Raw genomic sequence first — 12,586 nt, 5'->3', positions numbered from 1 at the left:
AGCAACCCATGGCCCCCTCCCCCATCGCGGTCGTCACCGGCGCCAGCAGCGGCATCGGCGCCGCCACCGCCCGCAGCCTCGCCGCGGCCGGCTACCGCGTGGTCCTCACCGCCCGCCGGGAGGACCGCATCGAGGCGGTGGCCAAGGAGATCAACGAAGCGGGCCACCAGGCGACCGCCTACCCGCTGGACGTGACGGACCGCGCGGCCGTGGACGAGTTCGCGACGGCCTTCAAGAAGGTCGCCGTCCTCGTGAACAACGCCGGCGGGGCCCTCGGCGCGGACCCGGTGGCCACCGGCGACCCGGCCGACTGGCGCACGATGTACGAGACGAACGTCATCGGCACCCTCAACCTCACCCAGGCCCTGCTCCCCGCGCTGGAGGCGAGCGGCGACGGCACGGTGGTCGTCGTCTCCTCCACCGCCGGCCACGGCACCTACGAGGGCGGCGGCGGCTACGTCGCCGCCAAGCACGGCGCCCACGTCCTCGCGGAGACGCTGCGCCTGGAGATCGTGGGCAGGCCGGTCCGTGTCATCGAGATCGCTCCCGGCATGGTCAAGACGGACGAGTTCGCGCTGACCCGCTTCGGCGGCGACACGGAGAAGGCGGCCAAGGTCTACCAGGGCGTCGCCGAGCCCCTGACGGCCGACGACGTGGCGGAAGCGATCACCTGGACGGTGACCCGCCCCAGCCACGTCAACATCGACCTCCTGGTGGTCTGCCCCCGCGCCCAGGCCTCCAACTCCAAGGTCCACCGGGACCTGTGATGCCGGACGACGATCCCGCGAGGGCACTGGAAGACCACCTGGAGAAGTCCCGCCTCGCCCAGGAGACCAGGAACGAACGCCAGGTCTGGTACTTCCTGGCCTACTTCCTCTTCGGCATCCACGTCCTCGCCTTCGTCATGATCTACGCGGTCCGCCACGCGAAGTGACTCGAACGGGTGAACGTCGCCGATCACCCGAACTCCGTCCGAACACCGACCTAGGCTCGCACCACACCATCAACTCGTCGGCCCTCGGCAGGCATGCAGCCCGCGCCGAGGGCCTGACCGGCCCTGACGTGGAGCCTTCTCATGGCTGACTGCGAGCCCGACGCCCAGCGGTTCATGGACCTCACGGTCCCGGAGTACGCGTACATGTTCGGGTTCTTGCAGGCGGACGGGCACCTGGCCCAGGGCGTGGGCAGGAAGGGACGCCTGACCGTCGAGATCAACGCCAAGGACGTCGGCCTCCTGCGCAGGTTCCAGCAGTTGACCCCGTACTACAGCAGCATCACCGAGCGCACCCGGGCCACGAACTTCTCCGAGGCCCACCGGTCGGCCGTCTGGACCCTGTGCTCCCTCGAAGCCAGGACCGCGCTGAACGATCTCGGTCTGCCGTACGGCAGCAAGTCCAGGACCGTCGCCCCGCCGACCGTCGCGTTCGCTCACCGCGACTACCTGCGCGGTGTCGTCGACGCCGACGGCTCCGTGGGCCGCACGAGCAAAGGCTTCCCCTTCGTCTCGCTGACGACCGCCAGCACGGCCGTCGCCGCCTACCTGTGCTTCTACGCGGGGAAGGTGACGGGATCGGAACGCACGCTCAAGCGCAATGCGCGCGACGACGTCTACAACGTTCTCTACACGAAGGAGAACGCCCAGCTTCTGGCGGCCGACCTCTACTACGACGGCTGCCTGTCCCTGGAGCGCAAACAGGCCGCCGCCGACGGGCTCCGCACATGGACCCGGCCGCCGGGCATGCGGGTCGCGCCCGCCCGGCGCCGCTGGACGGCACACGAGGACCGTGTACTGCTGCGCCTGGACGACGACGCGACAGCCGCCGCGGAACTGGGACGGACCGAGAAGAGCTGCTGCATCCGCCGGTGGCGCCTGCGCACCGGCCGGACCCCGATGCCCGCCCCGGTCAGCCCTTCACGCAAATGAACTGCTTCAGCTTCGCCACGACCTCGACGAGGTCACGCTGCTGCTCCATCACCTGGTCGATGTTCTTGTAGGCGCCCGGAATCTCGTCGACCACTCCGGAGTCCTTACGGCACTCCACACCGCGGGTCTGCTCCTCCAGATCCCTGGTCGTGAAACGGCGCTTTGCCGCACTGCGGCTCATACGCCGACCGGCACCGTGGGACGCGGAGTTGAAGGCCTTCGTGTTCCCGAGCCCCTTCACGATGTACGAGCTGGTGCCCATCGAGCCCGGAATGATCCCGAACTCACCGGCGCCGGCCCGGATCGCCCCCTTCCGGGTGACGAGCAGGTCCATACCCTCGTACCGCTCTTCGGCCACGTAATTGTGATGGCACGAGATCTCCGACTCGAAGACGGGCTTCGCCTTCTTGAACTCCTTGCGGATCACGTCCTTCAGCAGCGCCATCATGAGCATGCGGTTGTACTTGGCGTACTCCTGAGCCCAGTAGAGATCGTTCCGGTACGCCGCCATCTGCGGAGTGTCCGAGACGAACACGGCGAGATCACGATCGACCAGGCCCTGGTTGTGCGGGAGCTTCTGGGCCACGCCGATGTGGTGCTCGGCGAGTTCCTTGCCGATGTTCCGGGACCCGGAGTGGAGCATGAGCCAGACCGAGTCCGACTGGTCAAGGCAGACTTCGATCATGTGATTGCCGGATCCGAGCGTTCCCATCTGCTGATGTGCCCGTTCCTGGCGGAATTTGACCGCGTCCGCGACGCCGTCGAACCGGCCCCAGAACTCGCCCCACCCGGCCGTCGCCAGCCCGTGGAAGTCGGCCGGCTCGACCGGGTCCGTGTGCATGCCGCGGCCCACCGGGATCGCCTGCTCGATCTTGGAGCGCAGGCGGGACAGGTCGCCCGGCAGGTCGTTGGCGGTCAGCGAGGTCCTCACCGCCGACATGCCGCAGCCGATGTCGACGCCGACCGCCGCCGGGCACACGGCACCCCGCATGGCGATGACCGACCCGACCGTGGCGCCCTTGCCGTAGTGGACGTCCGGCATGACCGCGAGGCCCTTGATCCACGGCAGGGTCGCGACGTTGCGCAGCTGCTGGAGCGCGCCCTCCTCGACGCCGGCCGGGTCGGTCCACATCCGGATCGGCACCTTCGCGCCCGGTATCTCCACGTACGACATAGCTTCCTCATTCCCCCGCGAACCATTGAATAAAAAGGACAAATGCCCTATTGAAGTCATAACGCAAATGCGTCGCCAAGGACCCTGAAATCAGACTCGGGACCGGCGTTCACGGCAGTGCGTGCGGTACACATTGTCTCCAGGGGGCGCCCTGCTGCGGCAAGCGATTAACCAGCGGGGACACCGGAGCAGGACCGAGCGACCCAGTGAACGGAAAGGAGCCTGCCCGTGCAGCGGAAGGCATACGTAACCGGCACCGCCGCCCTCCTCGCGGCCCTGCTGGCCGGCTGCACGAGCGGTTCCAGCGGCGGCGACGACATCAGCGACAAGAACGCGGACACCGGCACCTCCACCGTCGCCGCCCAGCCCGGCAAGTACCGCACCCTCCCGGAGCCCTGCGGCGCGGTCGGCCAGGACACCCTCGCCACCCTGCTCCCGGGCATCGCCCAGATCCCCGAGGGCGAGCAGCGCGACAAGGCCTACGCGGGCCAGGCCGCGCTCACCTACGACACGGACCGCAAGGTCGGCTGCCGCTGGAAGGTCGAGTCCGCCGACGCCACCGACCGGCTGTCGGTCGACTTCGAGCGCGTGGTCTCGTACGACAACGCGGTCAGCGACGACAACGAGGCGCAGACGATCTACACGCAGCGCGAGTCGGCGGCCGACATCCCGGAGTCCGCGCCCGCGAGCCCCGTCGAATCGCAGTCGCCGTCCGGACCGGCGTCCGGGACCCCGTCCGCGTCGGCCTCCTCCTCCGCGACCGCGTCCACCTCGCCCTCGGGTTCCGGCAGCCCCTCCGCCTCGGCGTCCGGCTCGACCACCCCGGCCGATCTCCAGCCCCGCGCCCTCACCGACCTCGGCGACGAGGCGTACATCGACGACCAGACCAGCGGCTCCGGCTCGACGGCCGAACAGCGCACGGTGACTGTGGTGTTCCGCACGTCCAACGTCGTGGTGACCATCGAGTACGAGGAGCAGCCGATGGCCACCGGGACCGTCCCGGACAGCGAGGAACTGCAGGACAGGGCCCAGAAACTGGCCGCGCAGCTGGCCGAGGCGCTCAACAGCTGAGCGTCCGGGCACACCCCGGGCACCCCGCCCGCAATGCCCGCGAACCGGAACAGCACGGCTCCCCCACCGCGTACCGTGGCCCCTCGGACCCGATCCGACGGCAGGAACCCCGAACGTATGAGTGAAGGAACCATGCAGCGAGCAGCAGTCCAGCAAGACGGCCGGCGCGACCGGGACGAGCGGAACGCACAGCGACGGGCCGGGCGCCTGCGCCGCGGCCTGGTCTGCGCGGCCGTCGTCCCCGCCGTTGCGCTGTTCGCGGCGGCCTGCTCCTCGGACTCCGGCTCCGGCTCCGGCTCCGGCTCCGGTGACACCGCGCAGCAGAAGGGCGGCGGGTCCGGCACGTCCGCCGCGCCGACCGGCTCCGGGGACGGCACGGGGGCCGAGGCGTCGCCGACCGTCCAGGCGGCGAAGTACCAGAAGCTGCCGGAGCCGTGCGCGGTGCTGTCGAAGAAGACGCTCACCGCGCTCGTACCGAAGGGCGCGAAGTCGGGCAAGAAGGGCTCTTCGGACGACACGGCGTCGCGGGGCAGCTGCTCCTGGAGCAGCCTGGACAACAACGGCGTCAAGGGCTCGCAGTTCCGCTGGCTGAACATCTCCTTCCTGCGCTTCGACTCGGACACCAGCCGCGGCACCGGCGAGAAGCAGGCCGAGGCGTACTACGCGAGCCAGGTGCAGGACGCGCAGTCGGTGACCGGCGCCAAGAACACCAAGTCGGAGCCGGTGGCGGCGACCGGTGACCAGGCGACCGTCGTGCACTACGACCTGAAGAAGAAGGAAGGCGCCTTCCGGCAGCAGACGGTCGTGGTCCGGGCCGCGAACGTGGTCGTCACCCTCGACTACAACGGCGCGGGTCTGGCCGGCGAGAAGACGCCGGACGCGGACGCTCTCACGAAGTCCGCGGAGAAGGCCGCCAAGGAGGCGACCGTCTCGGTCGCGACGGCCAACGGCGCTGCTCCCGCTCCGAGTTCACCTGCGGCGACGCCGTCGAAGAAGCCCTCCAAGTCGCCCTCCGCGAGTGCCTCGCCCTCCAAGTCGTCAGCCAAGAAGGACTGACCGGCCACACGCGGGCCGCACTGATGTGCCACCCTGTTGCGCGCAACAACATGCAAGGGGAGGGGAGTACGGGTGTCCGCGCCAATACAGCTGACTCGGATGCACCGCGTTCTCATCGGCGTGGTCGTGACCGGCGCGATGGTCATCGCCGGGATCGGCTTCGCCGGCTCGTACGCGGCCGTCCGTGAGCTGGCCATCAAGAAGGGCTTCGGGAACTTCGCCTATGTGTTCCCGATCGGCATCGACGCGGGCATCTGCGTCCTGCTCGCCCTGGACCTGCTGCTGACCTGGATCCGCATCCCCTTCCCGCTGCTGCGGCAGACGGCCTGGCTGCTGACCGTCGCGACGATCGCCTTCAACGGCGCGGCGGCCTGGCCGGACCCGCTGGGCGTGGGCATGCACGCGGTGATCCCGATCCTGTTCGTGGTCGCCGTCGAGGCCGCCCGGCACGCGATCGGCCGGATCGCGGACATCACGGCGGACAAGCACATGGAGGGCGTCCGCCTCACCCGCTGGCTGCTCTCGCCGGTGCCGACGTTCCTGCTGTGGCGCCGGATGAAGCTGTGGGAGCTGCGCTCCTACGACCAGGTCATCAAGCTGGAACAGGAACGTCTCGTCTACCAGGCGAGACTGCGTTCCCGGTTCGGCCGCGCGTGGCGCCGCAAGGCCCCGGTGGAGTCGCTGATGCCGCTGCGGCTGGCCAAGTACGGCGTGCCGCTGGCGGACACGGCCCCGGATGGTCTGGCGGCGGCCGGCATCGACCTCCCGGCGCGGCTGCCGGCCCCTGCGGCCGCCGGCGAGCAGCGGGCGGAGCTGGTCCCCGCCCCCCGGGCCGGGCAGCAGGAGGTGCCGGAGCAGGCGGTGCCGCAGCCCGCCCCGGAGGCCAATCCCTGGCTCCAGTCGAGAGACCCGCAGCAGATCCAGTACCAGGGCGGCTACGACCCGACGTACGACCCTCGGTACGCGGCCTGGCTCGCACAGCAGCAGCAGTACGAGCAGGAGCAGTACGCACAGCAGCAGCCGTATCCGCAGGAACAGCAGCAGTACCCGCAGGAGCAGTTCTTGCAGGAGCAGTTCCCGCCGGAGCAGTTCCTGCCGGACCAGCGGCCCCTCCCCGAGGAGTCTCCGTCGGAGACCACCGGCAGCTTCCCCATCCCGTCCGGTCCGGGCCGCACCCGTGAGCTGGGCGAGGGCGGCGGCCCGCCGGAGCCCCGGGCTCCGTCGGAGGAGGACTACTACCTGGTCTTCCGCGAGTCGATAAAGGGCGGCAACGGCGCTCCCACCCCGCGCGGGTTCATCGCCGACGTCGAGGCGACCTACGGCGTCGCCCTCGACGAGGCCGAGTCCAAGCGCATGGTGACCCGCTTCTCCAACCGTCTCAACGCGGAGCTGGCGGACGAGCACATCGCCTGACCCTGGCACGCGGAAGGGGCCCTCCGAGAACCGGAGGGCCCCTTCCGTGCGTCGGCCTACGCCCCGAGCAGCGCCCGCACCCGCTCCTGCCCCACGGCGAGCAGCAGCGTGGGCAGCCGCGGGCCGGTGTCACGGCCCACCAGCAGGTGGTAGAGCAGCGCGAAGAACGTCCGCTGGGCCGTCTTGATCTCGGCCGGCAGCTCCTTGGGCGTGGCGTCGGCGGAGAATCCGGCCTGCACCTTGGGCACGCCGTAGACGAGGTGCGTCAGCCCGTCCAGCGACCAGTGCTCGGCGAGCCCGTCGAGCAGCAGCCGTACCGACTGCTGGGACGCCTCGTCGAGGGACTTCAGCAGCTCGGCGTCCGGCTCGTCCCGCACGATGGTGCGCTGGTCGGCCGGTACCTGGGTGTTGATCCAGGCCTCGGCCTTGTCGTACCGCGGGCGGGCCTCGTCCACCGACGTCAGCGGGTCGGCCGGGTCCAGCTCGCTGAGGATGCGCAGCGCCTGGTCCTCGTGGCCGGCGGTGATGTCGGCGACCGACGCCAGCGTCCGGTACGGCAGCGGCCGCGCGGTCCGCGGCAGCTCACCGGCGGCCGTGCCCACCGCACGGGCGTGCGCGGCGACGTCGGCGGGCAGCGCGGCGCCCTCGGCCACCTTCGCGTCCAGCTTGTCCCACTCGTCGTAGAGCCGCTGGATCTCCTGGTCGAAGGCGATCTTGAAGGACTGGTTGGGGCGGCGGCGGGCGTAGAGCCAGCGCAGCAGCTGCGGCTCCATGATCTTCAGCGCGTCGGCGGGCGTGGGCACGCCACCGCGCGAGGACGACATCTTCGCCATCCCGCTGATGCCGACGAACGCGTACATCGGACCGATGGGCTGCTTGCCGCCGAAGATCCCGACGATCTGGCCGCCCACCTGGAAGCTCGACCCCGGCGACGAGTGGTCGACGCCGCTCGGCTCGAAGACGACGCCCTCGTAGGCCCAGCGCATCGGCCAGTCGACCTTCCAGACCAGCTTGCCGCGGTTGAACTCGCTCAGCCGGACGGTCTCGGTGAAGCCGCACGCGGTGCAGACGTAGGTCAGCTCGGTGGTGTCGTCGTCGTAGGCGGTGACGGTGGTCAGGTCCTTGCCGCAGCCGCCGCAGTACGGCTTGTACGGGAAGTACCCGGCGGAGCCCGCGGAACCGTCGTCCTCGCTCGCCGCGCCCGAGCCCTCGGCGGCCTCCAGCTCGGCCTCGTCGACGGCCTTCTGCTGCTGCTTCTTCGCCGGGGCCTTCTTGGTGCGGTACTGGTCGAGGATGGCGTCGATGTCACCGCGGTGCTTCATCGCGTGCAGGATCTGCTCCCGGTACACCCCGGAGGTGTACTGGGCGGTCTGGCTGATCCCGTCGAACTCCACGCCCAGCTCGGCCAGCGACTCGACCATCGCGGCCTTGAAGTGCTCCGCCCAGTTCGGGTGGGCGGAGCCGTGCGGGGCGGGCACCGCGGTGAGCGGCTTGCCGATGTGCTCGGCCCAGGACTCGTCGACCCCGGCGACGCCGTTCGGGACCTTGCGGTAGCGGTCGTAGTCGTCCCAGGAGATCAGGTGCCGGACCTGGTGGCCGCGCCGCCGGAGCTCGTCGGCGACCAGGTGCGGGGTCATGACCTCGCGCAGGTTGCCGAGGTGGATCGGGCCGGACGGCGACAGACCCGACGCGACGACGACCACCGGAGCGGTAGCGAGTGATGTCACCGCGCCCGGGGCCCGACGCTCCGACTCCTCGATGACCTCATCCGCGAAACGGGAGACCCAGTCGGTGGTCTCGGTGCTCTGAGCCACGATCGGCACGTCCTTCTTTCTGGCGCGGGACAGCCGGTACGGTCGCACGGCTGACCGCTCCATTCTCCCAGCCGACCCCGAATCCACGAAAACGGGTTACCGGCGCGCCCCCTGAGAGGCGGCACAGCCGCATGCTCAGGGACGCGGGGAACTGCGCGACCGGCCACGACGCATCCGCGCCCGGCAACGCGCCACCCCTCCCCCGGGCCCGTGGCCGCGAAAACCCCTTTACCCCCCGTGAAATACTGGATCCGTCTGTCAGAACCCCCGAGGAGAACGGCTCCCATCCCATGGCCCCGGTCACGTCCCTCAGCGACGCCGTCAACCAGCAGCTCACCGACGCCCTCTCGGCAACCTTGCCTGAGGCCTCCGTGGACCCGCTGCTGCGACGTAGCGACCGGGCCGACTTCCAGGCGAACGGCATTCTCGCCGCCGCCAAGAAGGCCAAGGCCAACCCGCGGGAGCTGGCGGCCCAGGCCGTCTCCCACGTCGTGACGGGCGCGGAGCTGATCCAGGACGTCGAGGTCTCCGGCCCCGGCTTCCTCAACATCACCCTCTCCGACCGGGCGATCACCGCGAACCTGGCCGCGCGGTACGCGGACGGCGACCGGCTCGGCGTGGCGGCCAAGGAGAACCCGGGCGTCACGGTCATCGACTACGCCCAGCCGAACGTGGCCAAGGAGATGCACGTCGGCCACCTGCGCTCCGCGGTGATCGGCGACGCGCTGCGCGGCATGCTCGACTTCACCGGCGAGCGGACGATCGGCCGGCACCACATCGGCGACTGGGGCACCCAGTTCGGCATGCTCATCCAGTACCTGATCGAGAACCCGGACCAGCTGTCCGCGGAGACCGACACGGACGGCGAGCAGGCCATGTCGAACCTGAACCGCGTCTACAAGGCGTCCCGGGCCGTCTTCGACGCGGACCAGGACTTCAAGGAGCGGGCCCGCAAGCGGGTCGTCGCCCTGCAGTCCGGCGACAAGGAGACCCTGGACCTGTGGCAGCGGTTCGTGGACGAGTCGAAGGTCTACTTCTACTCGGTCTTCGAGAAGCTCGACATGGAGATCAGGGACGACGAGATCGTCGGCGAGTCCGCGTACAACGACGGCATGCCCGAGACCGCCCGGATCCTGGAGGAGACGGGCGTCGCGGTCCGTTCCGAGGGCGCGCTCGTCGTCTTCTTCGACGAGATCCGCGGCAAGGACGACCAGCCGGTCCCGCTGATCGTGCAGAAGGCGGACGGCGGCTTCGGCTACGCGGCCTCCGACCTGACCGCGATCCGCGACCGGGTCACCGGCCTGCACGCCACCTCGCTGCTCTACGTCGTGGACGTCCGGCAGTCGCTGCACTTCAAGATGGTGTTCGAGACGGCACGGCGGGCGGGCTGGCTCACCGACGACGTCACCGCGCACAACATGGGCTACGGCACGGTGCTGGGCGCGGACGGCAAGCCCTTCAAGACGCGTGCGGGCGAGACCGTACGGCTGGAGGACCTGCTGGACGAGGCGGTGCAGCGGGCCGCCGAGGTGGTCCGGGAGAAGGCGCAGGATCTCGGTGAGGCCGAGATCCAGGAGCGGGCCGCGCAGGTCGGCATCGGTGCCGTGAAGTACGCGGACCTGTCGACGTCGCCGAACCGGGACTACAAGTTCGACCTGGACCAGATGGTCTCGCTCAACGGCGACACCTCCGTCTACCTCCAGTACGCGTACGCCCGTATCCAGTCGATCCTGCGCAAGGCGGGCGAGGTCCGGCCCGCCGGCCACCCGGAGCTGGAACTGCACGCGGCGGAGCGGGCGTTGGGCCTACACCTGGATGCGTTCGGCGACACGGTCTTCGAGGCGGCCGCGGAGTACGCCCCGCACAAGCTGGCCGCCTACCTGTACCAGCTGGCGTCGCTGTACACGTCGTTCTACGACAAGTGCCCGGTCCTGAAGGCCGATTCGGAACAGCAGGTGGAGAACCGTCTCCTCCTCTGCGACATGACGGCCCGCACCCTGCACCGGGGCATGGCGCTGCTGGGCATCAGGACGCCCGAGCGGCTCTGACGGCACGTCACGGCGGCCCGTCCCCTCGGCGAGGGGGCGGGCCGCCGTGTCGTTGTCAGTGGGCGCCCTTACAGTCATCGCCATGGCGACTCTTCCCAACCCGCTGCCCAAGCTGGCGACCGACCCGAGCGGCCGGTCCCTGGGGCTCCAACTCCCGCCCGGGACACTGCTGGACGAGACCCTGGACGGCCCGTGGCACCAGCCGTTGCTGTGGTACGCGGGCCAGCCCGCCGGTCCCGGGACCTGGACGGCGCTGGGCGCGCAGGCCGGCCGCGCGGGACTGCTGCCGGTGCTGATCGACGTCTCGGAGGTCGACGACTGGGAGTTCGCGCCCGAGGAGACGTCGTACCCGGGCGACCACGACGCCGACGAGGTGCTGGAGGACCACTGGGAGGAGGACCCGCCGGACGACGAGGAGTGGCCGGGCCTGGCCCCCGCCCCGACGCTGGTCGCCGACCCGGACGCACGGGCCGCCGACGTCGCCGACGCGCTCAGCCAGGGCCGGTCCTGGCTGAAGGAGCCGCACCTGGCGCTGGTGCCGGCCCGGCGCAGCGCGGACATACCGGCGGCCATCGGCTGGAGCGGGCCGGTGAACCACGAGGAGGACGTGGCCCGGCTGTGCGCGGTGCTGCGCTCCTGGGAGGACCGCTTCGGGATACGGGTGGTGGCCCTGAGCCTGGACCACCTCGCCGTCTCCGTGGCCGCGCCGCCCGCAGGCCTCGACGAGGCGGAGGCGGTGGCCGCCGAGCACTTCGCGTTCTGCCCGTACAGCGTGCTGCCCGGCGCCGACGACACGCTGTCGTCGTACGCGGAGCAGCTGGTCGGCGAGCGGCTGTGGCACTTCTGGTGGGACTGAGCCGCCTCAGCCGCTGAGCCCCGCGGCCAGCCTGCGCAGTCCCTCCGCGATCTCCTCGGGGGTCTGGGTCACGAAGCACAGGCGCAGGGTGGCGCGGTCGGGTTCGCCGGCGTGGAAGGGCTCGCCGGGGACGTAGGCCACGCGGTGCTCCACCACCCGGCGCAGCAGCGCGGTGGTGTCGTACGGCTCCGGGAGCCGGGCCCACAGGAACATGCCGCCCTCGGGCCGGTGCCAGGTGGAGCCGGCCGGCAGGGCGTCGGCGAGACCGGCCAGCATGGCGTCCCGGCGGGCCCCGTACACCGCGCGCACGGTGGCGACGTGGCCGTCCAGGACGTCCAGGTACCGGGCGGCCGCGAGCTGGTTGAGGGTCGGGGTGTGCAGGTCGGCCGCCTGTTTGGCGACCGCGCAGGCGCGCCGCAGGGCACCGGGGGCGCGCAGCCAGCCGAGGCGCAGGCCGGGGGCCATCACCTTGGAGAAGGAGCCGAGCAGGACCGTGCGGTCCGCGGCGCCCGGGAAGGACGCGATCCAGGGGACGCGGTCGCCGTCGTAGCGGAGTTCGCCGTAGGGGTCGTCCTCGACGATCCACAGGCCGTGCCGGGCGGCGGCGGCTGCGACTGCGGCGCGGCGGGCGGCGGGCATGGTCCGGCCGGTGGGGTTCTGGAAGGTGGGGACGAGGTAGAGGAGCTTGGGCCGCTCGGTGCGGATCAGTTCCTCCAGGGCGGCCGGGTCGATGCCGTCCGCGTCGCCCGGGACGGGCAGGATCCGGGCCCCGGCCAGGCCGAAGACCTGAAGTGCCGCCAGATAGCAGGGGCTTTCGACGAGGATCGTGTCACCGGGGTCGATCAGCGCGCTCGCCAGCAGCGACAGGGCCTGCTGGGAGCCGGTGGTGACGAGCAGGTCGTCGGGGCCGGTGGGCAGGCCCTGTGCGGTGATACGGGCCGCCAGTCCGGAGCGCAGGGACGGTTCGCCCTCCGTCGTGGAGTACTGCAACGCCCGCTCGGGCTCCTCCTCCAGGACCGCCCGGAAGGCGGCCGCGATGCCGTCCCGGTCGAAGAGTTCGGGGGCGGGCAGCCCGCCCGCGAAGTTGATCACCTCGGGGCGTGCGGTGACCGCGAGGATCTCCCGTACCGGCGAACCGCCGACGGCGCGGGCACGGGCCGCGAGCGGCGGCGTGGCGGCTGGGGCACCGGTGACGGTCATGGACGGCTCCTCGGGCAGATCCTCGTCTTG

The 12,586-nt window shown here is 70.8% G+C and carries 11 protein-coding genes; 8 read left to right on the top strand and 3 right to left on the bottom strand.

Annotated elements, in window-relative coordinates:
* Positions 1–8 precede the first annotated feature (8 nt).
* The 3 genes from ACIQOE_RS13875 (at position 9) to ACIQOE_RS13865 (ending at position 1,924) form a co-directional block, all read left to right on the top strand.
* A complete protein-coding gene (locus ACIQOE_RS13875) occupies positions 9–767 on the top strand; it encodes an SDR family NAD(P)-dependent oxidoreductase (RefSeq protein WP_401411625.1) in 759 nt (252 codons plus the stop codon).
* Positions 767–934 carry a hypothetical protein gene (locus ACIQOE_RS13870; protein WP_351328012.1) on the top strand — a complete coding sequence of 56 codons (168 nt, stop codon included), beginning with the start codon at positions 767–769 and terminating at the stop codon, positions 932–934. Before ACIQOE_RS13875 ends, ACIQOE_RS13870 begins: the two co-directional genes overlap by 1 nt.
* Positions 935–1,075: 141 nt before the next feature.
* Positions 1,076–1,924: an LAGLIDADG family homing endonuclease gene (locus ACIQOE_RS13865; protein WP_401411623.1), complete on the top strand. Its 849-nt coding sequence runs from the start codon at positions 1,076–1,078 to the stop codon at positions 1,922–1,924.
* On the opposite strand, the gene ACIQOE_RS13860 is transcribed toward ACIQOE_RS13865, so the two are convergent.
* On the bottom strand, positions 1,905–3,098 hold the full coding sequence (locus ACIQOE_RS13860) for an RtcB family protein (protein ID WP_351328016.1): 1,194 nt from the start codon (positions 3,096–3,098) through the stop codon (positions 1,905–1,907). The two genes, ACIQOE_RS13865 and ACIQOE_RS13860, sit on opposite strands and share 20 nt — an antisense overlap.
* Before the next feature lie 228 nt (positions 3,099–3,326).
* Between ACIQOE_RS13860 and ACIQOE_RS13855 the strand changes: the two genes are divergently transcribed.
* From ACIQOE_RS13855 to ACIQOE_RS13845, 3 genes are all read left to right on the top strand, one after another.
* On the top strand, positions 3,327–4,169 hold the full coding sequence (locus ACIQOE_RS13855; protein ID WP_351328017.1) for a DUF3558 domain-containing protein: 843 nt from the start codon (positions 3,327–3,329) through the stop codon (positions 4,167–4,169).
* Between the two features lie 117 nt (positions 4,170–4,286).
* A complete protein-coding gene (locus ACIQOE_RS13850; RefSeq protein ID WP_401411620.1) occupies positions 4,287–5,225 on the top strand; it encodes a DUF3558 domain-containing protein in 939 nt (312 codons plus the stop codon).
* 99 nt (positions 5,226–5,324) lie between these two features.
* Positions 5,325–6,638, top strand: coding sequence for a DUF2637 domain-containing protein (locus ACIQOE_RS13845; protein WP_401411618.1), 1,314 nt, complete (start codon positions 5,325–5,327; stop codon positions 6,636–6,638).
* A gap of 56 nt (positions 6,639–6,694) precedes the next feature.
* On the opposite strand, the gene lysS is transcribed toward ACIQOE_RS13845, so the two are convergent.
* Positions 6,695–8,461: a lysine--tRNA ligase gene (gene lysS, locus ACIQOE_RS13840; RefSeq protein WP_399013494.1), complete on the bottom strand. Its 1,767-nt coding sequence runs from the start codon at positions 8,459–8,461 to the stop codon at positions 6,695–6,697.
* Positions 8,462–8,742: 281 nt separating this feature from the next.
* Here lysS and argS point away from each other — a divergent pair, with 281 nt between their 5' ends.
* Entirely contained in the window at positions 8,743–10,500 is a 1,758-nt protein-coding gene (argS, locus tag ACIQOE_RS13835) for an arginine--tRNA ligase (protein WP_401411615.1), read from the top strand.
* 82 nt (positions 10,501–10,582) lie between these two features.
* A complete protein-coding gene (locus ACIQOE_RS13830) occupies positions 10,583–11,356 on the top strand; it encodes a DUF4253 domain-containing protein (protein ID WP_365555094.1) in 774 nt (257 codons plus the stop codon).
* A 6-nt stretch (positions 11,357–11,362) separates the two neighbouring features.
* On the opposite strand, the gene ACIQOE_RS13825 is transcribed toward ACIQOE_RS13830, so the two are convergent.
* Positions 11,363–12,556 carry a PLP-dependent aminotransferase family protein gene (locus tag ACIQOE_RS13825; RefSeq protein WP_401411613.1) on the bottom strand — a complete coding sequence of 398 codons (1,194 nt, stop codon included), beginning with the start codon at positions 12,554–12,556 and terminating at the stop codon, positions 11,363–11,365.
* Positions 12,557–12,586 lie beyond the last annotated feature (30 nt).

Origin of the sequence: Streptomyces sp. NPDC091282, assembly GCF_044757385.1 — a bacterium.
GTDB lineage: Bacteria > Actinomycetota > Actinomycetes > Streptomycetales > Streptomycetaceae > Streptomyces > Streptomyces gramineus.
This window is presented reverse-complemented; position numbering and strand designations above follow the sequence as displayed.